At 72.6% G+C, this 21,191-nt stretch carries 16 protein-coding genes; 11 read left to right on the top strand and 5 right to left on the bottom strand.

Features of this window, described 5'->3' with window-relative positions; all coding sequences use genetic code 11:
* Positions 1-142: 142 nt before the first annotated feature.
* A complete protein-coding gene (locus tag A6035_RS10935) occupies positions 143-1,456 on the bottom strand; it encodes an aminodeoxychorismate synthase component I (protein WP_108847809.1) in 1,314 nt (437 codons plus the stop codon).
* Between the two features lie 101 nt (positions 1,457-1,557).
* On the opposite strand from A6035_RS10935, the gene A6035_RS10930 reads away from it, so the two are divergent.
* The 8 genes from A6035_RS10930 (at position 1,558) to A6035_RS10895 (ending at position 12,851) form a co-directional block, all read left to right on the top strand.
* The gene (locus A6035_RS10930) at positions 1,558-3,348 is read left to right on the top strand and encodes a BCCT family transporter (protein WP_235026733.1); all 1,791 of its coding nucleotides are present in this window, start codon (positions 1,558-1,560) and stop codon (positions 3,346-3,348) included.
* A 9-nt stretch (positions 3,349-3,357) separates the two neighbouring features.
* Positions 3,358-5,211 carry a methionine--tRNA ligase gene (gene metG, locus A6035_RS10925; protein ID WP_108847808.1) on the top strand — a complete coding sequence of 618 codons (1,854 nt, stop codon included), beginning with the start codon at positions 3,358-3,360 and terminating at the stop codon, positions 5,209-5,211.
* Between the two features lie 9 nt (positions 5,212-5,220).
* On the top strand, positions 5,221-6,087 hold the full coding sequence (locus A6035_RS10920; RefSeq protein WP_108847807.1) for a TatD family hydrolase: 867 nt from the start codon (positions 5,221-5,223) through the stop codon (positions 6,085-6,087).
* 338 nt (positions 6,088-6,425) lie between these two features.
* Positions 6,426-7,616 carry a resuscitation-promoting factor gene (locus A6035_RS19170; protein ID WP_108847806.1) on the top strand — a complete coding sequence of 397 codons (1,191 nt, stop codon included), beginning with the start codon at positions 6,426-6,428 and terminating at the stop codon, positions 7,614-7,616.
* The gene (gene rsmA, locus A6035_RS10910; RefSeq protein ID WP_108849233.1) at positions 7,613-8,533 is read left to right on the top strand and encodes a 16S rRNA (adenine(1518)-N(6)/adenine(1519)-N(6))-dimethyltransferase RsmA; all 921 of its coding nucleotides are present in this window, start codon (positions 7,613-7,615) and stop codon (positions 8,531-8,533) included. The genes A6035_RS19170 and rsmA overlap by 4 nt, the downstream gene beginning before the upstream one ends.
* A 10-nt stretch (positions 8,534-8,543) precedes the next feature.
* Positions 8,544-9,638, top strand: coding sequence for a 4-(cytidine 5'-diphospho)-2-C-methyl-D-erythritol kinase (locus A6035_RS10905; protein WP_108849234.1), 1,095 nt, complete (start codon positions 8,544-8,546; stop codon positions 9,636-9,638).
* A gap of 2 nt (positions 9,639-9,640) precedes the next feature.
* The gene (locus A6035_RS10900; protein WP_108847805.1) at positions 9,641-11,602 is read left to right on the top strand and encodes an ABC-F family ATP-binding cassette domain-containing protein; all 1,962 of its coding nucleotides are present in this window, start codon (positions 9,641-9,643) and stop codon (positions 11,600-11,602) included.
* 349 nt (positions 11,603-11,951) lie between these two features.
* A complete protein-coding gene (locus A6035_RS10895) occupies positions 11,952-12,851 on the top strand; it encodes a DUF559 domain-containing protein (protein WP_108847804.1) in 900 nt (299 codons plus the stop codon).
* Between the two features lie 204 nt (positions 12,852-13,055).
* Here the strand turns inward: A6035_RS10895 and A6035_RS10890 are convergent, their stop codons facing one another.
* From A6035_RS10890 to A6035_RS10880, 3 genes are read right to left on the bottom strand one after another with little or no spacing between them, the layout of a single operon-like run.
* Complete coding sequence (locus tag A6035_RS10890; protein WP_108847803.1) at positions 13,056-13,760, bottom strand: HAD hydrolase-like protein; 705 nt, start codon at positions 13,758-13,760, stop codon at positions 13,056-13,058.
* Positions 13,757-14,329 carry a TetR/AcrR family transcriptional regulator gene (locus A6035_RS10885; RefSeq protein WP_108847802.1) on the bottom strand — a complete coding sequence of 191 codons (573 nt, stop codon included), beginning with the start codon at positions 14,327-14,329 and terminating at the stop codon, positions 13,757-13,759. Before A6035_RS10885 ends, A6035_RS10890 begins: the two co-directional genes overlap by 4 nt.
* A 9-nt stretch (positions 14,330-14,338) precedes the next feature.
* On the bottom strand, positions 14,339-15,958 hold the full coding sequence (locus A6035_RS10880) for a GMC oxidoreductase (protein WP_108847801.1): 1,620 nt from the start codon (positions 15,956-15,958) through the stop codon (positions 14,339-14,341).
* 169 nt (positions 15,959-16,127) lie between these two features.
* Here A6035_RS10880 and ppk2 point away from each other — a divergent pair, with 169 nt between their 5' ends.
* The 3 genes from ppk2 (at position 16,128) to A6035_RS10865 (ending at position 19,409) form a co-directional block, all read left to right on the top strand.
* Positions 16,128-17,102 carry a polyphosphate kinase 2 gene (ppk2, locus tag A6035_RS10875; protein WP_235026534.1) on the top strand — a complete coding sequence of 325 codons (975 nt, stop codon included), beginning with the start codon at positions 16,128-16,130 and terminating at the stop codon, positions 17,100-17,102.
* A gap of 84 nt (positions 17,103-17,186) precedes the next feature.
* On the top strand, positions 17,187-18,230 hold the full coding sequence (locus tag A6035_RS10870) for an enoyl-CoA hydratase/isomerase family protein (protein ID WP_108847800.1): 1,044 nt from the start codon (positions 17,187-17,189) through the stop codon (positions 18,228-18,230).
* A gap of 54 nt (positions 18,231-18,284) precedes the next feature.
* Entirely contained in the window at positions 18,285-19,409 is a 1,125-nt protein-coding gene (locus A6035_RS10865) for an AI-2E family transporter (protein WP_108847799.1), read from the top strand.
* On the opposite strand, the gene A6035_RS10860 is transcribed toward A6035_RS10865, so the two are convergent.
* On the bottom strand, positions 19,406-21,037 hold the full coding sequence (locus tag A6035_RS10860; protein WP_108847798.1) for a serine hydrolase domain-containing protein: 1,632 nt from the start codon (positions 21,035-21,037) through the stop codon (positions 19,406-19,408). The two genes, A6035_RS10865 and A6035_RS10860, sit on opposite strands and share 4 nt — an antisense overlap.
* Between the last annotated feature and the right edge of the window lie 154 nt (positions 21,038-21,191).

Below are 21,191 nucleotides of genomic sequence, written 5' to 3'. Positions count from 1 at the left end.
CGCGCGTGCATTGTCCCAGCATAGGGCGAAGGCGCAGCGTATCCGGGGGCGGTCGCGCTGGCTCTGTGCTCACCGCGCCGCGGGCGGTCGACGCGGGCGCGACCGCGCGGGGCTGACCCGCTAGCCGCTCAACCGCCGCCGCTCAGAGCCAGGGCGCGTCGCCGCCGCCCCACGTGAACGCGGCCTTGTGGACGCACTCGTCCCACTCGGCGTCGGGGTCGGAGTCGATCGTGATGCCGCCGCCCACCCCGAACTCGCAGCGCCCGTCGGGGCCGATCTCGAGGGTGCGGATGGCCACCGACAGATCCAGCACGCCGGGCCCGGCCAGGCCGATCGCGCCGCAGTGCAGGCCGCGGGCCCGCGGCTCCCACCCGGAGATGAGTTCCCGTGCCCGGAGTTTGGGCGTGCCGGTGACCGAGGCGGGCGGGAACGTCGTCTCCACCAGCTCGTCGTGGGGCACGCCGGTGCGCACGGCGACGGTGGACACGAGGTGCCACACGCCGGGCGCGGGGTGCACGGCGAGTAGTTCGGGCACGGTCACGGTCCCGAGGTCGGCGGTGCGTCCGAGGTCGTGGCGGACGAGGTCGACGATCATGATGTTCTCCGCGACGTCCTTGGTCGACGCGCGCAGCAGAGCCGGGTCGGCGCCCAGCGGCAGGGTGCCCTTGATGGGCGCCGAGCGCACGTCGCGGCCGCGGCGGGTCAGGTACGTCTCCGGCGACAGCGACACGACCGCGCCCCACTCGCCGGCCAGATACGCCGCCCGCCGAGCCCGCGTTCGCCGCCACAGGGCGCTGAACAGCGCGACCGGCTCGCCGTGCAGGTGGCCGTCCAGCCGCGTGGACAGGCAGGCCTGGTAGATCTCGCCGGCCCTGATCGCCTCCAGGCAGGCCGTGACGGCCGCCCGGTGCGCCTCCCGATCCGGTGCGTCCCAGGCGAGGGTGGGGACCTCGTCGTCGTCGCCCCCTCCTCCCGGTCCCGGCGCGAGCTCGCGCGCGTCCGGGACCGTGCCCCGCGCGGTCCACCGGCCGTCGTGGCCCAGGACGAGCACCCCGTCGGCGCGCCCGGAGACCGCCTCGGGCAGGAGGCGTCTGGCGCCGGAGGGGACGTCGGGGTAGGAGCGGAAGCCGAGCGTGAGGCCGGGGTCGGCGTCGGTGCCGGGGGAACCGTCGGCGCGGGGCGCGGTGCCGGGGGCACCGTCGGCGAGGGGGGTGATGTCGGGGGCCCCGTCGGCGCGGGACCCGGCGTCGGGATCGACGACGACGAGGGCATCGGTCGCGAACGCGTCGGCGGGGGCGACGGGCGCCAGCCTTGCCGACGGGGCGATCACCGCGGCCGCGCCCAGCCAGTCCCCGAGGAACGCGGCCGGTGGCGGCAGCCCCTCGCGCTCGGCGCGGCGCGCGCAGGCGTTCAGGACTCTGAGCGGATCCGGCGGCATCTCCGCCCACGTGTGCACCCGTCCAACCTGGCAGATCGCCCGAGGCGGGGTCCAGCCGGGGGCCAGGTGAAAGGGAGTTTAATTCCCTCTCGGGGCGGATCCGTGCTAGGCCTGTCAGGGTGACCACCAACGACCAGAAGACTCCATCGCCCCCGCCCACCGAGCCGCCCGTGGCCGGCGACGCGGCGTTCCCACGAGGCCTCAGCCTGGGAGTGTTCGTCCCCGCGCTGGTCCTGGTCGGCGCAGTGCTCGTCTGGGGCCTGGGCTTCACGGACTCCTTCCAGTCGGTGTCCACGGCCGCGTTCGACTGGACCGCGCGGAGCGTGGACTGGCTGTTCGTGCTGGCGGCGACCGTGTTCGTGGCGTTCGTCCTGTGGCTGGCGTTCAGCAGGTACGGCAACGTGCGCCTGGGCGGTGACGCCGAGCGGCCGCACTTCCGCACCACCAGCTGGATCTCGATGATGTTCGCCGCCGGCATGGGCATCGGCCTGATGTTCTACGGCGTGTCCGAGCCGCTGAGCCATTACATCGACACACCGCCCGGCGCCCGCCCCGGCGTGACCACCGCGATGGCCACCACCACCTTCCACTGGACCGCCCACGCGTGGGCGGTGTACGCGGTGGTCGGGCTGGCCCTGGCGCTGACCGCCTACCGCTACGGCGGGCGACACCTCATCTCCAGCGCCTTCGTCTCGCTGATCGGGCCGAAGCGCGCGCTGGGCTGGCAGGGCAAGGTCCTCGATGTCCTGGCGATCTTCGCCACCGTCTTCGGTACCGCGGCCTCCCTGGGGCTGGGCGCGCTGCAGATCCGCGCGGGTCTGGCCGAGACCGGGACCGTCTCCGCCGAGAGTGCGGCGGCCGCCGTGGGCGTCATCATCGTGCTGGGCCTGTGCTTCGTGGCCTCGGCGGTGTCCGGCATCGACCGAGGCATCCAGTTCCTGTCCAACACCAACATGGTCCTCGCCGTGGCCCTGGCCCTGTTCGTCCTGGTCGCCTCGGGCTCCGCGGTCTTCATGCTCGACCTCGTGCCCACCTCGCTGGGCGGCTACATCGGCACCTTCTTCGACATGGCCTCGCGCACCGGCGCGAGTGTCGACGGCACGGCCGGTGAGTGGCTGTCCGGCTGGACGGTCTTCTACTGGGCGTGGTGGATCTCGTGGTCGCCCTTCGTCGGGATGTTCCTGGCCCGCATCTCGCGCGGCCGTACGATCCGCGAGTTCGTGATCGGCGTGATGGTCGTGCCCAGCGTGCTGAGCATCCTGTGGTTCTCCATCTTCGGCGGCGCCGCCCTGGACCTCGAGCTCAGCGGGCGCAGCATCTACGGCGACGGCGACTCGACCCTGCAGCTGTTCGCCCTGTTCGGCGAGCTGCCGTTCACCACGATCCTGTCGTTCGTCGCGATCGTCCTCATCTCGATCTTCTTCATCACCGGTGCCGACTCGGCCTCGATCGTCATGGCCGGGATGTCCGAGAACGGCGCGGAGGAGCCCAAGCGATGGCTGGTCGTGATGTGGGGCGTGCTCACCGCGGCGGTGGCGATCCTCATGCTCCTGCCCGGCCTGCGGGAGGGTGAGCCGGAGGTGGCCCTGAACAGCCTCCAGAACCTCACGATCATCGCCGCGTCGCCGTTCGTGCTGGTGCTCGCGGCGCTGTGCGTCGCGATCGTCAAGGCGCTGGCGGCCGACCCCTTCATCACCGAGAAGGTCTTCCTGCTGCCGAAGTCGGAACGTCGCCGCCGCGACAAGCGGCTGTTACGTGCCGGTGCGCCGGCCGCGGCGCCGGCCGCCACCGCGGCGGACTCCGGTACCGCTCCCGCGGCGGACGCCAGCACCGCCCCCGCGGCGGACTCCGGTGACGCTCCCGCCGCCGGGGGGACCTCCACCTCCGGTGACGGGTCCGCCACCACCTAGTCTGTAGGTATGGCGAAGACAGTCCTCACCGCGGTCGCATGGCCGTACGCGAACGGCCCCCGACACATCGGACACGTCTCGGGGTTCGGGGTGCCGTCGGACGTCTTCTCGCGCTACCAGCGCATGGCCGGCAACGACGTACTCATGGTCTCCGGCACCGACGAGCACGGCACGCCGCTGCTCGTGCAGGCCGAGAAGGAGGGCGTGCCCGTCCAGGAACTCGCCGATCGCTACAACCGGGTGATCGTCGACGACCTGGCCGGGCTCGGCCTGAGCTACGACCTGTTCACCCGCACCACCACCCGTAACCACTACGCGGTCGTGCAGGAGCTGTTCCGCGGGTTGCACCGTAACGGCTACATGGTCGCCAAGACCACCACGGGCGCGGTGAGCCCGTCGACCGGGCGCACCCTGCCGGACCGCTACATCGAGGGCACCTGCCCGATCTGCGGCGACGACGGCGCGCGCGGCGACCAGTGCGACAACTGCGGCAACCAGCTCGACCCGGCGGACCTGAAGAACCCGCGCTCGCGGATCAACGGCGAGACGCCGAAGTTCATCGAGACCGAGCACTGGTTCCTCGACCTGCCCGCGCTGGCCGACTCGCTGGGGGACTGGCTCAAGGGGCGCAAGGACTGGCGTCCCAACGTGCTCAAGTTCTCCCTCAACCTGCTCGAGGACCTGCGCCCCCGCGCGATGAGCCGCGACATCGACTGGGGTATCCCGATCCCCGTGGACGGCTGGGCCGACCGCGGCGACAAGAAGCTCTACGTGTGGTTCGACGCCGTGGTGGGGTACCTGTCCGCGTCCATCGAGTGGGCGTGGCGCTCCGGTGAGCCCGAGGCGTGGCGACGCTGGTGGACCGACCCCGAGGCCGTGTCCCACTACTTCATGGGCAAGGACAACATCACCTTCCACTCCCAGATCTGGCCGGCCGAGCTCATCGGCTACGACGGCCGGGGCGCCCGCGGCGGCGAGCCGGGGGCGCTGGGCGCGCTGAACCTGCCCACCGAGGTGGTCTCGAGCGAGTTCCTCACGATGTCCGGGTCCAAGTTCTCGTCCTCGCGGGGCGTCGTGATCTACGTGCGGGACTTCCTGGCCGAGTTCGGCCCCGACGCGCTGCGCTACTTCATCGCCGTGGCCGGGCCGGAGAACCAGGACACCGACTTCACGTGGGACGAGTACGTGCGCCGCACCAACGCCGAGCTCGTGGGCGGCTGGGGCAACCTCGTCAACCGCACCGTGTCCATGGCGCACAAGAATTTCGGCGAGATCCCGCGGCCCGGCACCCTCACCGACCTCGACGCCGAGCTGCTGCGCGACGCCGAGTCCGCGTTCGCCACCGTCGGGGCGCACCTCGAGCGGTCCCGGTTCAAGGCCGGCGTCACCGAGGCCATGCGGATCGTGGGCGCGGCCAACCGCTACATCGCCGCCACCGAGCCGTGGAAGCTGGCCAAGGAGCCCGAGCAGCGCGAGCGGCTGGGCACCGTCCTGCACACCGCGCTGCAGGTGGTCTCCGACGCCAACACCCTGCTCACCCCGTACCTGCCGTCGGCCGCCCAGCAGATTTACGGCGCGATCGGGGGCCAGGGCATGTGGGCCGCCGCGCCACAGGTCCACGAGGTCACCGACGACATGCCGGTCGAGCTCGTGGGCGAGGGCCTGCCCGCCGCCGGCCGCACGTACCCCGTGATCATGGGCGATTACGCCGCCGAGCAGGCCCGCTGGGGACGCACCGAGATCGCCCCGGGCACGCCGCTGGCCAAGCCGAGCCCTCTGTTCGCCAAGGTCGATTCCGAGCTGGCCGAGACCGGCCCGACCTGGGCACCCATCCAGCACCCGACCGACGGTGGGGAGGGCTGAACGCCCGCCATGGGTAAGCGTAAGTCCCGCCCGACCCCTGTCCTGCCCGAGCCGCTGCCCGGGCTCGTCGACGCGCACACGCACCTGTACTCCTGCGGACACCGCACCGCCGACGAGGTGCGCGCGGCCGCCGACCGGGCCGCGCTCGCCGGCGTGGCCGCCATGGTGACGGTGGGCGACGACCTCGCCGAGTCCGAGGCCGTCGTGGCCGCCGCCGAGGCCGACGAGCGCGTGTACGCCGCGGTCGCCGTGCACCCCACCCGCGCCCGCGAGGCCACCGACCCCGAGCGCGGCGAGCAGGTCCGCGCCCGCCTGCGCGAGCTCGCCGCCCACCCCCGCGTCGTGGCGGTGGGGGAGACCGGCCTCGACCACTACTGGGTGGGGAAGATGGACGACTGCGCGGACCCGGCCGAGCAGGAGGAGTCCCTGCGCTGGCACGCCGGCCTGGCCGCGGAGCTGGGCAAGTGCCTGATGATCCACAACCGCGAGGCCGACGCCGACCTCATGCGCGTCCTGGGCGAGGTCGCCGGCCCCGGCTCCGGCATCCCGCACGTCATGCTCCACTGCTTCTCCTCGCCGCTCGACGTCGCGGAGGAGGCGCTCGAGCGCGGGTACGTGCTGTCCTTCACCGGCAACGTGACGTTCAAGGCCAACGAGCACCTGCGCGAGGCCGCCCGCCTGGCGCCCGCCGGGCAGCTGCTCGTGGAGACCGACGCCCCCTACATGGCCCCCGAGCCGTTCCGGGGGGCCCGCAACGAGCCCGGGCTGGTGGGCTACACCGCCCGGGCGATCGCGGAGGTCCGCGGGCAGTCGCCGGAGGACCTCGTCGCCGAAGTCGCCTACACGGCCCGCGCCGTGTTCGGCCTCACCGTCTGACCCCCCTTCGAATCCGCTACTCTCCGCCGGGATCCGCTAGTCCCACAGGGGTAGCGGATGTCGAGTCCGGGTAGCAGATCTAGAGGGGGTTGCTCGAGGGGTTGCTCGAGGGGTTGCTCGAAGGGGCCGCTCGGCGGGGCCCGTGTGGCTCGAGGTACGAACGGGGCTCGCGGGGATTGTGTAACGAAACGTGACCTGAAGTCCTTGTCGTCGTCGTCACATCAATGCACGTCAGGGGGTGGCGCGTTGCCGACGCTCCACCGCTTCGTTACGCTACCGTGATGAAACGCGGACGGCCGTACGGCCGTCCACGGGCGACACGAGGAGAGAACCGACCAGTGGCTGACGACGCACGGACCGACACCCCCACGGGCGCCCGACCCGACGGGACCCGGGGCCCGCTCGACCCCATCCACCGCCTCCACGGCTCCCGCTCCACCATGCTGCGGCTGTCCGTGGCCGGGATGCTCACCACCCTCGTGGTGGGCGGCGTCGCGGCGCTGGACCAGCGCACCACATACACCCTCGAGGTCGACGGCTCGCCCGTCGAGCTCGTCACCTTCAGCTCCGACGTCCACACCGCCCTAGAGGAGGCCGGCTACAGCGTCGACGAGCGCGACGTCGTGATCGCGCCCGACGACCGGCTCGGCGACGGTGACACGGTCACCCTCCTGCGCGCCCGCCCCGTCACCCTCGAGGTCGACGGCCGCAGCGAGCGGGTGTGGACCACCGCCACCACCGTGGCCGACCTCGTCGCCGAGCGCGGCGACATCCCGCCGCGCAGCTACGTCACCCCGCGCATCGACACCGACGTCCCGCTCGACGGCGCCACCGTCTCCGTGGTGACCCCTCGCGAGCTGCTCCTGTCCGACCACGGCGGCCCGGCCACGCCGTTCGCCTCGCCGGGCGACACCGTCGGCGAGTTCCTCGAGCGCGCCGGCATCACCCTCGGCCCGCAGGACACCGTCTCCCCGCCCGTCGACGCGCCCGCGGAGCCCGGCACCGCCGTCACCATCACCCGCGTGGCCGTGGCGACCGAGACCGCCGTCGAGCCCTACGATGCGCCCGAGCAGACCGTCGAGGACCCCGAGGCGTTCGAGGGCGAGCGCACCGTGGCCGAGGCCGGCACCCCCGGCGAGCGGGAGGTGCACTACACCGTCACCCGCGTCAACGGCGTCGAGACCCAGCGCGACCGCAGCGCCGAGAACGTCCTCATCGAGGCCCGCCCCGCCGTCGTGCGCGTCGGCACCAAGCCGCGCCCGGCCGTGCCCGAGCCCTCCCGCGGCGGCGTGTGGGACTCGATCGCCGCGTGCGAGTCCGGCGGCGACTGGACCATCAACACCGGCAACGGCTTCTCCGGCGGCCTGCAGTTCCACCCGCAGACGTGGACCGGGCACGGCGGCGGCCAGTACGCACCGAGCGCCCACCTCGCCACCCGCGAGCAGCAGATCGCGATCGCCGAGAAGGTCCAGGCCTCGCAGGGCTGGGGCGCCTGGCCCGCCTGCACCGCGAAGCTGGGACTGCGCTGACCGGCCCGGACGCGACCTTCCGCGGGGAGGCCGAGCTCCTCGGCCCGCAGGAGGTGCGCGCACTCGCCGCGGAACTGGGCATCACGCCCACCAAGACGCTCGGGCAGAACTTCGTCCACGACGCCAACACGGTCCGCAAGATCGTCACCGCGTCCGGCGTGGGCCGCGACGACACCGTGATCGAGGTCGGCCCCGGCCTCGGGTCGCTGACCCTGCCGCTGCTTGACGCCGCCGGGCGCGTGGTGGCCGTGGAGATCGACCCGGTCCTCGCCGCGCGGCTGCCGCGCACGGTCGCCGAGCGGGCGCCGCGGCTGGCCGAGCTGCTCACCGTCGTGGGCGCCGACGCTCTGGCCGTGTTCGCCGCCGACCTGGGCGAGCCGTCGCCCACCGCCCTGGTGGCGAACCTGCCGTACAACGTGTCGGTGCCCGTGCTCCTGCACCTGCTCGCCGAGGTGCCCACGATCCGTACCGCGCTGGTCATGGTGCAGCTCGAGGTGGCCGACCGCCTGGCTGCCGCGCCCGGCTCGCGCGTGTACGGGGTGCCCAGCGTCAAGGCCGGGTTCTTCGGCACCGTCCGTCGCACCGGCGTGGTGGGCCGCAACGTCTTCTGGCCCGTGCCCAACGTCGAGTCCGGCCTCGTGCGCATCGACGCGTACCCCGAGGCGCCGTGGGACCTGGGCGCCGAGCATCGCCGGCGGGTGTTCGCCGTGGTCGACGCCGCGTTCGCGCAGCGGCGCAAGACCCTGCGCGCCGCGCTGTCCGGCTGGGCGGGCTCCGGCGCGGACGCCGAGCTCGCCCTCACCGAGGCCGGGGTCGACCCGCGCGCCCGCGGCGAGCAGCTCACCACCGCCGACTTCGTGCGCGTCGCGGAGGCGGCGGCGCGGCTCGGGATCGGGCCGGTGCGCCGCGAGCCGTAGGCTGATGGTCATGCCCCGCGACGTGTTCACCCCCGACGGCGCGCGCGCCGTGACGGCCGTCGCCCCCGCCAAGATCAACCTCCACCTGGGCGTCGGCGATGCGCGCCCCGACGGCTACCACGACCTGCTGACCGTCTACCGCGCCGTGGACATGTGGGAGCGGGTCACCGTGTCGTTTGTCGGAGACGGTGGTGGCGCGTCCGGCGCCGCAGGGCGCGGTGGCGCGTCCGGCGCCGGGGCGCGCGGTGCGGGACCCGACGACGACGAGATCACCGTCACCGGGCCGGGGGCCCCGCAGGTGCCCACGGACCGGACCAATCTCGCCGCCCGGGCGGTCGATCTGCTCCGCGAGGAGGCGGGGTCGGACGCCCGGATCGCCATCCGGATACACAAGGGCGTCCCCGTGGCCGGCGGGATGGCCGGCGGCAGCGCGGACGCCGCGGCCGCCCTGGTGGCCACGGACCGGCTGCTCGGTCTGGGACTCGGTCGGGCGGCGCTGGAGGAGCGGGCCGCGCGACTGGGCAGTGACGTGCCGTTCTGTGTGCGCGGCGGCACCGCGCTGGGCACCGGGCGCGGCGAGGAGCTCGCGACGCTGCTGCACGCGCGCGCCGAGCAGCACGTCGTGGTGGCACTCGCAGACGACGGACTGTCGACGCCGAGGGTGTTCGCCGAGCTCGACCGGCTGCGCGCGGAGCGCGTCGAGCCTGAGGGCGCTGCTCGTGCGGGCGCTGCCCGGTCGCTGCCGCGCGCGGGCGGCGTCGAGCCGCTCGTCGAGGCCCTCGCCGGCGACGACCCCGCCGCCGTTGCCGCCCTGCTGGCCAACGACCTGGAACCCGCCGCGCTCTCCCTGCGGCCCGCCCTGCGCAAGACGCTGCGCACCGGGCAGGAGGCCGGCGCCCTGCACGGCATGGTCTCCGGCTCCGGCCCCACCTGCCTGTTCTTCTGCTCCGACCGCGACCACGCGATCGCCGTGGCCGCGGAGATCAGCGAGTCCGGCGTCGCCCGGGAGGTGCGGGTCACCCGCGGCCCGGTCGGCGGCGCCCACATCGTCAGCGACGACCCGTCCGGCGGCGCCGGCACCGGCGTCGACCCCACAGGAAAGTAGAGATGGCCCCCACCAACCTCATCAACCTCGAACAGGGATCGATCTCCTTCGGTATCCGCCAAGTCCTCGACAACGTCTCCCTGGGCGTCAACGCCGGCGACCGCATCGGCGTCGTCGGCCTCAACGGCGGAGGTAAGACCACCCTCCTGGAGATCCTCACCGGCGTCGCCGAACCGGACACCGGGCGCGTCTCCCGCGTCTCCGGCCTGCGGATGGCCGTGGTCACGCAGCGCACCGAGCTCGCCGCCGACACCGTCGGGGAAGCCGTGGTCGGCGGACTCGGGCTGGCCGTCCACGAGTGGGCGGGGGACGCCCGCGTCCGCGCGGTCCTCGACGGCATCGGCATCCATGACCTGGGGCTCGAGACCCCCGTGGCGGACCTGTCCGGCGGGGAGCGTCGGCGGGTGTCGCTCGCCGCGGCGCTCGTGCAGGACCTGGACCTGCTGGTCCTCGACGAGCCGACCAACCATCTCGACGTCGAGGGCGTCCAGTGGCTCGCAGACCACCTCGTCGGGCGATCGAGCGCGCTCGTCGTCGTCACTCACGACCGGTGGTTCCTCGACACGGTGGCCACCCGCACCTGGGAGGTCGTCGACGGCCGCGTCGAGCAGTACGAGGGCGGCTACAACGACTGGGTCTTCGCGCGCGCCGAGCGCGACCGCCAGGCCGCCGCCACCGAGTCGCGGCGCCAGAACCTCATGCGCAAGGAGCTCGCCTGGCTGCGCCGCGGCGCCCCCGCGCGCACCTCCAAGCCGCGCTACCGCATCGAGGCCGCCGAGGCCCTCATCAAGGACGTGCCACCGCCGCGCGACTCGCTACAGCTGTCGAGCTTCGCGGCGAGGCGGCTGGGCAAGGTCGTGGTGGAGCTCGAGGACGCGCGCCTCGACGCCCCCGACGGCCGCACCCTCGTCGACGACCTCACCTGGCGGCTCGCGCCCGGCGAGCGCATCGGCCTGGTCGGCGTCAACGGCTCCGGCAAGACCACCCTCCTGCGCGCTCTCGCGGGGGCGGCCCCGCTGGCGGCCGGCCGACGCAAGGAGGGCAAGACCGTCCGCATCGGCTGGCTCAAGCAGGAGCTCGACGACCTGCCACTCGACCAGCGTGTGCTGGAGGCGATCGAGGACGTCGCCACCCGCGTGGCGTTCGGCAAGGACGAGCTCACCGCCTCCCAGCTCGCCGAGCGGCTCGGCTTCTCGCCCGCCCGCCAGCGCACGCCCGTCGGTGACCTGTCCGGCGGCGAGCGGCGGCGGCTGCAGCTCACGCGCGTGCTCATGGACGAGCCGAACGTGCTGCTGCTCGACGAGCCCACCAACGACCTCGACATCGACACTCTGCGGCAGCTCGAGGACCTGCTCGACGGCTGGCCCGGCACGATGGTCGTGATCTCCCACGACCGCTACCTCGTCGAGCGCATCTGTGATTCCGTGTGGGCGCTGTTCGGCGACGGCCGGCTCACCAACCTGCCGCGGGGGATCGACGAGTACCTCGAGCGCCGGCGCGCGGCCGGGGCCGCCGGCGATTCGGGGAAGGTGTCGCGCGGGCCCGCCGGGGGTGCCTCGGCCGACGCGGCGGTTGGCGCTGGTGGCTCGGCGGCCGGCGCGGGCGGCGCGGGCGGCTCCGGTGGCGCGGCGATCGGCGCGGCGGGCGCTGGCGGTTCCGGTGGCGCGGCGGGCGGCGCGGCGGGCTCCGGCTCCGGTTCGGCGGCTGGCGCGGGTGGCGCGGGCTCAGGCCTCAGCTCCGCCGAGGAGCGCGCGCTGACCAAGGAGATGTCCAAGATCGAGCGCCAGATGGGCAAGCTCGACTCCCGCGAGGCCGAGCTCCACCGCGAGATGGCCGCGGTGTCCGAGGGCGCCATGGACACCGAGAAGCTGGCGGCCCTCGATCGCGAGCTCAAGGACGTCTCTGCCGAGAAGGACGCGCTCGAGGAGCGGTGGATGGAGCTGGGCGAGCAGCTCGAGGGCTGAACGCGCCGGCGTATCGGCTCGATCCCGGACCTGCCTCCCGCTTCTGGCCGCGCCCTCTGGCCACGCCCTCCGCCCTGGCCGCAGGCTTTCGGCACGGCGTCGGCTACCGGCACGGTGTCGGCTAGTCCCGTTTGGCAGTAACCACGCACATTTTGGCCGCACCGAGGTCGCGATTCCCGCCGCGATACCGCCCTCACTGCTGCCAAATTCGGTGATCGACGCGCGGGGGGTGCTGGGTGCCCGCGCTGTCGATACTCCGGCGGGGTGTCGGGGTGCCCGCCCTGTGGATACTCGTCCGCTTCATCCCCAGGAGCCCTCTCTCGCGCTGTTCGCAGCAGAGCCGGGACCGATGATCGTTCTCGTGGACAACAGATTCTCAGGCGCGCCGTTCCTGGGTAGCGAGGCTCTGGCCGCGGGCCGGGTGTCACGCCACGAACTGCGTGCCTCCCACCGACGCGTCTTCCCCGGCGTCTACGTCAGCGCGGCAGCGGCTCCCGACCCGGACACTCTCCTCGCGGCGGCGGTATTGTGGGCGCCCGCGGGAGCGGTGGTGTGCGGTATGGCCGCGGCGCGTCTTCATGGCGAGCGGTGGTTCTCGCCCCGGTCGCTGTTGCGCGAGGTGGAGCTGTACACGCGCTCGCCCACGCACGACCCGCCGGGCATTCGTAGCCGGAGACTGCGCGCGCCCCTACCGCCTGAGCAGGTGGTCGTTCGCTCGGGAATCACTGCGACCAACGTCGTGCGTACGGCGGTCGATCTGGCGAGGTGGGAGGACGACGACGACACAGCGATCGCCAAGATCGATGCTGTCTGCAATCGATCGCGAACCGAGGTGGACGAGGTCCGTGCATTCGCGGCGGCATTGAGCGGTCTGCACGGGCTACGACGGGTACGTGGTCTACTCCGCTCGTGCGACCACCTGGCGGATTCTCCGCAGGAAACCAGGCTCCGGCTGATCATCGAGAGATCGCACCTGCCCGCAGCCGTGCCGCAACTGAAAATTTACAACGAGTACGGGGCACACGTGACGATCGCGGACTTCGCCTACCCGGAGGAGCGGGTGGCCATCTTCTATGACGGGAAGCTGCACCGGCGCGGGTCCACCTGGGAGCACGACGCCCGGGTGAACGCCGAGTTGGCGGAGCTCGGATGGCAGGTCATCCGCGTGACGGCGCAGATGCTCAGGGATCCCACTACGGTGCTCCGTCAGATCGAAAGCGCTCTCGCACGGGGCCGATCAGTGCGCTGAAGTCGATGTGGTCTACATATCCTGCCAGCCCGGAAATTGGCAGCAGTCAGGGCGAGGATCAGGCCGATTCGCCTGCGTGACTGCTGCCAGAATTGCCGTCAGTGCTGCCAGATCAGCGGCGGCGGGTGGGCGGCGGTCGGTGGGTGACCTGGCGGGCAGCGGGCGGCGGGGGGTCGGTGAACGGCGGCGGGGTCTGAGCAGCGGTCAGCCGGCGGCGGAGTGGATCGCCGCCAGGAGGGCGTCGGTGTCGGTGAGGTCCGGCAGGACGGCGTGGGCCCCGGCGGCGGAGAGGTCGTCAGCGGTCACCCGACCGGTCGCGACCGCCACGCAGTCGGCGCCCGCGTCGAGCGCGCCCCGGACGTCGTGGACGTGATCGCCGACGACCACCGTGCGGGACGCCGACACGTCGATCCCGCGATCCGCGGCCGCGGCGATCGCCTCCCGCACGAGATGGGCGCGGTCGGCGTGGTGATCACCGAACGCGCCGAGGTCGGGGTCGGGCAGCCCGTCGAACCCGCAGAGCCGCAGCTTGAGCAGCGCGGTCCGGCGCATGTTGCCCGTGACGATCCCCTGGTGCAGCCGCGGGTCCGCGGCCAGCGCGGCGACCGCCTCGTGGGCTCCGGGCAGGGGACCGCCCCCGCCGGCCAGGAGATCGTCCCCGAAGGTCTCGCACCGCCGGGACACGGCGTCCATCAGGGAGGTGACCACCTCGTCGTCGTGCCCGGTCACTCCGTTCAACTCGAGCAGGTCGGTGAGGATCGCGCGGTCGGTCCGCCCCGCGAACGACGCGCCGAGTACCGGCTCGCGACCCAGGAAATCGGCGAGGGTCGGGGTGATCATGCGGGTGCCGAAGCCGGCCGGATCGAGCAGTGTGAGGTCGAGGTCCCACAGGACCAGCACGGCGGTCACGCCTCGCCCGACCCCGCCTTCGTGAACGACTCCATCAGCGGCGCGAGCCAGGTGGTGAGGAAGGCGCGCAGGTCGTCGTCGGAACGGGCGTCGGGCGAGTCCAGGCACAGGACGGACCACCCGACGTGCATGCCGACATCGGCGACGAGGCCCAGCCTCCCGGCCAGCTCGGGGAAGCGCTCGGCGGCGGGGGCGAGGAGCGCCATGCAGTACTCGTGCGTGCGGGCGGCCGCCCCCGGGTCGAACATCGGGTTGGCGCCGCCGCCCAGCGCGAGGACCCGCAGCAGGGGGTCGCCGAGGATGCGGTTGCGGCCCTCCACCGCGATCCCCACGACGAGCTCGAGCGGCGAGTCGGAGTTCTGCAGCAGGTCCGCGAAGGCGCCCGTCAGCATGGTGAGCCGCTCGGCGACGGCCTGGGAGACGAGTTCCTCGCGGGAGCCGAAGATGGAGTAGATGGTCTGGCGGCTGACGTTCGCCTGCTTGGCCACCGCCGCGATCGTGACGCCGCCGAAGCCAGCCCGCCCGATCACTTCTCGGGTGGCCTCGAGGATGGAGTCGCGGGACCGCATCTCCTTACCTTAGAAGACAATCCCGACGTCGCGTCGCACGATGCGATCGAGTGCCCTCTCCGCGACGGCGGCGATCGTCAGGGACGGGTTACAGGCGGCGGTGGTGCCGGGGATGAGCGCGCCGTCGAGGACGTACAGACCGCGCTGGCCGAGTACACGCCCGTCGAGGTCGCAGGTCTGGCCCATCGTGGCGCCGCCGAGGGGGTGCCAGGTGGAGTTGAGCATGCGGTTGGTGTCGGTGAGGTGCCCGGTCGGGCCGACGATCCGGCGGGCGGTGGGGTCGATGTGTCCGTGCAGGATGCCGGCGTCGCCGTGTGCGGGCCAGCGGATGACGCCCCGGTCCTGCGCGGGGTCGTAGACCACCTGCCCGCGGTCGGCGCTGACGCCGTAGCCGACCAGCACGGTGGTGTGCATCTGCGGGCCGAACGGCGGGAGCGAGGCCTGGATGAGGGTGTGGGCGGTGGTGGGGTTGCCCCAGTTGAGGCTGCCGTAGACCACTGGCCCGCCCTGCACGGCGCCGAACCCGGCGGTGGGGTCGGTCCACATGTAGATGCGGTCGGCGTTGGTGCCCCAGCCGGCGCCCACGGTCTCGGGCAGGTCGGTGACGGCGTCGGTGGCGGCGGCGCGGGTGAGGAGTGTGGAGGTGCCGACCGAGCCGGCGGCCAGGACGAGGGCGGGCGCGCGCATGGTGAGGGTGCGCAGAAGGCGGCCGGCGGTGTCGAGGACCTCGACGTCGATCTCCCAGCGCCCGTCGGGCAGGCGCCGCATCGCGCGGACGTCGTGCAGAGGCCGCACGTCGACGCGTCCGGTGGCCTCCGCCTGCGCGAGGTAGGTGACGTCGACGGAGTGCTTGCCGCCGTTGTTGACGCCGAGGGAGCTGTCGCCGTTCGTGTAGGTCGGGCGCATCTCGCCGCGCAACTCGGCGAGCGCGTAGTCCCAGTCGATGGGCATCGGGATCTTGCGCAGGGGCAGGCCGGCGTCGCGGACGCGCTGCGCGAAGACGCGGGACGCGGTGTACTGCGGCGCGGCTATCAGCTCGTCGGGCGCTTCGGACAGCCGCAGCATCCGGGACACGCGGGGGTAGTACTCGCGGTCCATCTCGCGCCAGTCGATCGCGCCGGGGAACCAGGTGTGGAACAGCTCCTCGGTGGGTTGCAGGGCCATGCCCTGGTAGATGAGGGAGCCGCCGCCGACGCCGGTGGCGCACACGGAGGTCATGTTCTCGCCGACGGAGGCCTCGAGCAGGCCGGTGTAGCGGGGGAGGTCCACCGGGCGCCCGAAGACCTCGGGCGCCGAGCGGAACCACAGGGCGCGCTCGTCGGGGCTGGCGGCGCTGGGGAAGGTGCGTGCGTCGGGGCCGGTGGGCCACCGTCGGCCCCGTTCGACGACGACGACGTCGACGCCCGCCTCCGCCAGCCTCAGCGCGGAGATCGCTCCACCGAATCCGCTGCCGACCAGGATGCACCGGTGATCCTGCACCTCGTGGGGGAGCCGCCCGGCGACGGGGGCGGCTCCGGCCGGCCCGGCGGAGTCGGTGGGCTGCGCGGCCGCGGTGGGGTCGGCGGCGAGGGCGGCGATGCCGGCGGCGGCGATGGTGCCGAGGAAGCCCCGGCGGGAGATGTGCGTCATGCGGCCCTCGTTCTCGGCGGTGGGTACCCGTGCGCTCGTGCTCGTGCGGCGGTCGCGACGGCCGTCACGTCCCTGCGGGAAACTAGACAGAATGGTGGAGAACTGTCAAGGCCTTCGTCGGGGTCGTCGAACGCGGCCGGGGCGGGGCGGCGGACCGTAGGATCGTGTCATGGGTGGCAAGAAGAACGGGTCGAAGAGCAGCACCGCGGGCGGGTCAGGCACCAAGCCTGCGGCCAAGAGCGGGTCCAAGGCCGCGGCGAAGAGCGGCTCCGGCGCCAAGACCGCGGCGAAGAGCGGCTCCGGCACCAAGGCCACCGTCAAGAAGAAGGACCGGCTGCCGAGCGGGCTGGAGAAGCTGCCGAAGAAGGCGTACGAGTCCGAGCTGAAGCGGCTGCAGGCCGAGCTGGTCGAGATGCAGGCGTGGCTGCGCGAGACCGGCAACCGGCTGGTGGTCGTGTTCGAGGGCCGCGACGCCGCGGGCAAGGGCTCGGCGATCAAGCGCATCACCCAGTACCTCAATCCCCGGCACGCCCGGGTGGTGGCGTTGCCCGCACCGACGGAGGTGCAGCGGACGCAGTGGTATTTCCAGCGCTATATCGAGCACATGCCGGCGGCCGGGGAGATCGTGATCTTCGACCGGTCCTGGTACAACCGGGCCGGAGTCGAGCGGGTGATGGGCTTCTGCACGACCGACGAGTACCGGCGGTTCCTCCACCAGGCGCCGATCTTCGAGCGGCTGCTGGTCGAGGACGGGATCATGCTGCGCAAGTACTGGTTCTCGGTCTCTGACGAGGAGCATGAGCGCCGCTTCCGCTCGCGCCACGAGGACCCGATGCGCCGCTGGAAGCTCTCGCCGATGGACCTCGAGTCCATCACGCGGTGGGAGGAGTACAGCCGGGCGAAGGACGAGATGTTCATCCACACCGACATCCCCGAGGCGCCGTGGTTCACCGTCGAGTCGGAGGACAAGAAGCGGTCGCGGATCAACGTCATCTCGCACCTGCTGTCCACGGTGCCGTGGGAGCAGCTCGACCCGCCCGAGCTGGAGATCCCCGAGCGGCCGGAGGGTGCGGGATACGAACGCCCGCCGCGCGAGGAGTTCAAGTACGTCCCCGACGTGGCCGCGCGGCTGCTGAAGGGGTGAGGCCGCCGCGGCGTGCGGGGGCGCTGAGGTAGGAGTTCCTAGTATCTCCGGGCCGGCCGGCGCGCGGCCTGACACACTGGGGCCATGAGCGAATACGTCATCTCCCGGCGCGAAGGCCGGATGCAGCACATCGTCCTGGACCGCCCCAAGGCCCTGAACTCGCTGGATCTCCCCATGTGTAGGGCGCTGCACACAGCACTCGACGAGGCCGCACAGGATCCGGGGGTGGAGGCCGTGGTCACCACCAGCACGTCCGAGAAGGCGTTCTGCGCGGGCGGTGACATCCGTGCGCTGCGGGATGCGGCGGCGTCGGGGGATCACGCGACTAACCGGGAGTTCTTCTCGGAGGAGTACGCGATGGATCTGGCGTACCACACGCACCGCGTGCCGACGGTGGCCGTCATCCACGGCGTGGCGATGGGCGGCGGCCTGGGCATCTCGATCAACGGCTCGCACCGCGTGGTCACCAAGAAGGTCATGATGGCCATGCCGGAGACCGCGATCGGCTTCATCCCCGACGTCGGCGCGAGCCACTTCCTGCCGCGCCTGTGCGGCGGCGGCGCGCGCGGCCTGGCGGTGGCGATCTACCTGGGCACGACGGGCGTGCGGATGAACTCCGCCGACGCCCTCTACACCGGTCTGGCGACGGACCTGATCGACGACGACGAGCGCAACGCCTTCGTCGACGCCATCGGTGCGAACGGCCTGCCGGAGGCACTGAGGAGGTTCGGTCTCGAGCGCCATGCAGCGGGGGAGTCGGCTGTCGAGGCGCGGATCGAGCGGATCGAGGACGTCTTCTCCCGCGGGACCGCGCAGGAGATGATCGCGGCCCTGGAGTCCGGTGAGCAGGACGAGTGGGCCACCGAGACGCTCGGCATGCTGCGCTCGCACTGCCCCACGTCGATCGTCGCGACCATCGAGCTGCTGCGTGCGGGCGCCGAGGCCGCGGACCTGCGGGAGTGCCTGGACAATGAGCTGGCGCTGGGCGCGTGGATCACCGCCCGCCCGGACTTCGTCGAGGGTGTGCGCGCCGTGGTGATCGACAAGGACCGCAACCCCACCTGGGATCCCGCGGATCTCGACGCGGTGGACATCGACGGGATCGGCGCGGCGTTGGCCGGGAGCTGACCGGGTTACTCTGGGCGGCGTCCGGCGCGCTGGGCGCCGCCCACGAGGAGGACCATGACCACGACCGGTGACGGCCCCGCGACGTCCACACCTCACGAGGAGCCGAAGGGCTGGGGCATCGCGGGCGTGACCGTCGTGTCGCTCGCCGCCGCGGTCGTGGTCCTCTGGGGGATCTCGGAGCACTCGAGCATCCTCATGCCGGCCTTCCTGGCACTGAACCTGGTGATCGCGGCGCAGCCCCTGCAGCGCCTCCTCGAAAGGTCGGGCGTGCCGCGCTGGGGCGGGATGATCATCGTCCTGCTCGTCCTGTACGTCGTGCTCCTCGCCCTGATCGGCTCGCTCGTGTGGGCGTTGTGGGTCGCCGCGGAGGAGATTCCGCAGTACCAGGACAAGTTCGTCGACCTCTACGAGCAGAGCCTCGAGCTCCTCGGCGGGCTCGGGGTGAGCCAGGACCAGGTCGCGTCGAGCCTGCAGGGCGTCCTGGACCCGGGAACCATCATCGGCACGGTCCAGAACGTCGCCGGCCAACTGTCCGCGGCCGGCGGTCAGCTCACCGTGCTGATCATCGCGCTGACCTTCCTCGTGTTCGATATCCCCGGCATCTTCCGCCGCCGGCCGGCGATCGCCCGCCAGCGGCCCCGGTTGGCCGACGCCCTGGGCTCGTTCACCGACGGGGTGAAGTCGTACTGGATCGTCTCGACCGTCTTCGGGCTCATCGTCGCGGTGATGGACGTGGTCGCCCTGTGGATCCTCGGAGTGCCGCTCGCGCTGGTGTGGGGCGTGCTCGCGTTCGTCACCAACTACATCCCCAACATCGGCTTCGTGTTGGGCCTCGTGCCGCCGGCGCTGTTCGCGCTGCTCACCGGCGGACCGGGCGATGCCATCTGGGTGGTGGTGATCTACAGCGCCATCAACCTCGTCATGCAGAGCTTCATCCAGCCCAAGTTCACCGGCGACGCCGTCGGGCTCACGCCCACCGTGACGTTCCTGTCGCTGGTGTTCTGGTCGGCGGTCGCGGGGCCGCTCGGTGCGATCCTCGCGGTCCCGCTCACGCTGATGGTCAAGGCGTTCCTCGTGGACGCCGACCCGCGGATGGGGTGGTTCTCGACGTTCCTCACGACGCCCGACGCGGACGGCCGGCGGGGGAAGCGCCGCGCTCGGCGGGCGTCGGCTCGCTAGTCGGCGGGTTCGTCGGCGTCGGCGCGTGTGAAGGTGCCCAACCCGTTGGCGTCGAGCAGCTCCACTGTGACGGTGTCGCCCTCGAAGGTCACGCTGCCCCGTGACCCGCGCGGCCAGTTCTCGCCCACCGGGTTCACGGCGAACGTGTCTCCGTCCCAGTGCTCGAGCGGCCAGACCAGCGGCCCCGGGCCCACTTCCAGCGCGAGCTCGGCGCCCGAGGACTGCGCGCCCGAGGACTCGTCGGCCACCGTGGGCCGGACCTCGATCTCCCCGAAGTAGTCGTTGCGGTAGAGGCCCAGCAGTTCCTCGGCGGGCCGGGGCGGCGCCGGCGCGGACGGCTGGCGCGTGGAGACCAGGTCGCCCACCGGGTCCAGCAGCGGGCCGAACTGCTCGGTGTACAACTCGCGCCACTCCAGCGCCGGGTCCCCGTACTGCGCGTAGTCGGCGAACCGGGCGTTGATCGTCTCCGCCACCCCCGTCGGCGCCGCGTTGGTCAGGGTGATGATGCCCAGGTCCAGGGACGGCATCATGAGCATCGCGGTCCCCGCGCCGAGCGCGAACGCCCCCGAATGGCTCCACTGGACGCGGCCCGAGGAACTCGTGCCGATGTTGAAGCCGTAGCCATAGCTCCCGGTGCGGTCCGCCGCGTCCTGCGGGGGCGCCGACACGGACTGCGGGGTCAGGGCCTGCCGGAGTGCCTCGGAGGGGACCACCTGCGCGCCACCGGGGCCCTTGCCGTCGTCAAGGACCATGGACATCCACCGCGCCATGTCCGTCACCGACGAGCTCAGGCCCCCCGCCGGGGCCTGGGCGTCGGGATCACGCGCGGGGTCCGCCGGGATCCACTCGCCGGACGACTCGCCCGACTCGGCGGCCTGCGCGCGCACATGACCCACCGCGCGGTTGCCGCGGTCGAGCAGCTCCTCGTACGAGAACGAGGTGTCCGACATGCCGAGGGGGTCGAAGAGGCGCTCGCGGCCCAGCTCGGCCCACGGCGTGCCCGCCGCCGCGGCGACGGACTCGGCCCCCGCGGTGAGCCCGAAGTTGGTGTACGCGTACGACGTCCGGAACGGCTCCAGGGGCAGGTGGCGCAGGCCGTGCAGGATCGCGGGCCGCTCGTAGCCGAGGTCCTCGAGGTCGTCGCCCGCGTGCTCGGGTAGCCCCGAGCGGTGCGCGAACATGTCGCCCACGGTGACCTCCTCCGTCACCCGGGGGTCGGAGAGCGCGAACCACGGCAGGTGCTCGCGGACGGGGGTGTCCCAGTCGACCGCGCCCGCCGCGCTCTCGGCGGCCACGACCGTCGCGCTGACCGACTTGGAGATCGAGGCCAGCGGGAACACGGTCCGTCCGTCGACCTCCTCCCCGGTCTCGGTGCTGCGCACGCCGAAACCCTCGGCCAACGCGACCTCACCGCCCCGCACCACCGCCACCGCGGCGCCCGGAACGCCCGAGGCCTCGAGCTCCTCCTCGACGATGTCGGTGACCTTGCCGATCGCGTACTCGATGCGGTCTTCGGAGACCTCGAGCCCGGAGTACGCCGCCGGGCTCTGGCCGGGCACGGGGTCCGGAAGGGGGGTTCCGCACGCGGAGGCGGACAGCGTCAGGGCGGCGCCGAGGGCCGCGATCATCAGCGGGCGCCGCGAGGGGAGTGGGACCCGGCGAGAGGCGCGCGGGACCCGACGTGAGGGGGCGCCTCGGCGCGGGCGGGGCGGAACCGAATCCGTGAGCACCCTCTCAGATTAGCCCTGTGACGGCGGCGGATCGTGCGGGCGCGCGGTCATG

Source organism: Dietzia lutea (assembly GCF_003096075.1).
Taxonomy (GTDB): Bacteria; Actinomycetota; Actinomycetes; order Mycobacteriales; family Mycobacteriaceae; genus Dietzia; species Dietzia lutea.
This window is presented reverse-complemented; position numbering and strand designations above follow the sequence as displayed.

Coding starts and splice junctions, on each gene's coding strand:
- metG (WP_108847808.1), top strand. CDS start 3,358: ATGGCGAAGACAGTCCTCACCGCGGTCGCATGGCCGTACGCGAACGGC.
- A6035_RS10920 (WP_108847807.1), top strand. CDS start 5,221: ATGGGTAAGCGTAAGTCCCGCCCGACCCCTGTCCTGCCCGAGCCGCTG.
- A6035_RS10905 (WP_108849234.1), top strand. CDS start 8,544: ATGCCCCGCGACGTGTTCACCCCCGACGGCGCGCGCGCCGTGACGGCC.
- A6035_RS10900 (WP_108847805.1), top strand. CDS start 9,641: ATGGCCCCCACCAACCTCATCAACCTCGAACAGGGATCGATCTCCTTC.
- A6035_RS10895 (WP_108847804.1), top strand. CDS start 11,952: ATGATCGTTCTCGTGGACAACAGATTCTCAGGCGCGCCGTTCCTGGGT.
- A6035_RS10885 (WP_108847802.1), bottom strand. CDS start 14,329: ATGCGGTCCCGCGACTCCATCCTCGAGGCCACCCGAGAAGTGATCGGG.
- A6035_RS10880 (WP_108847801.1), bottom strand. CDS start 15,958: ATGACGCACATCTCCCGCCGGGGCTTCCTCGGCACCATCGCCGCCGCC.
- ppk2 (WP_235026534.1), top strand. CDS start 16,128: ATGGGTGGCAAGAAGAACGGGTCGAAGAGCAGCACCGCGGGCGGGTCA.
- A6035_RS10870 (WP_108847800.1), top strand. CDS start 17,187: ATGAGCGAATACGTCATCTCCCGGCGCGAAGGCCGGATGCAGCACATC.
- A6035_RS10865 (WP_108847799.1), top strand. CDS start 18,285: ATGACCACGACCGGTGACGGCCCCGCGACGTCCACACCTCACGAGGAG.
- A6035_RS10860 (WP_108847798.1), bottom strand. CDS start 21,037: ATGATCGCGGCCCTCGGCGCCGCCCTGACGCTGTCCGCCTCCGCGTGC.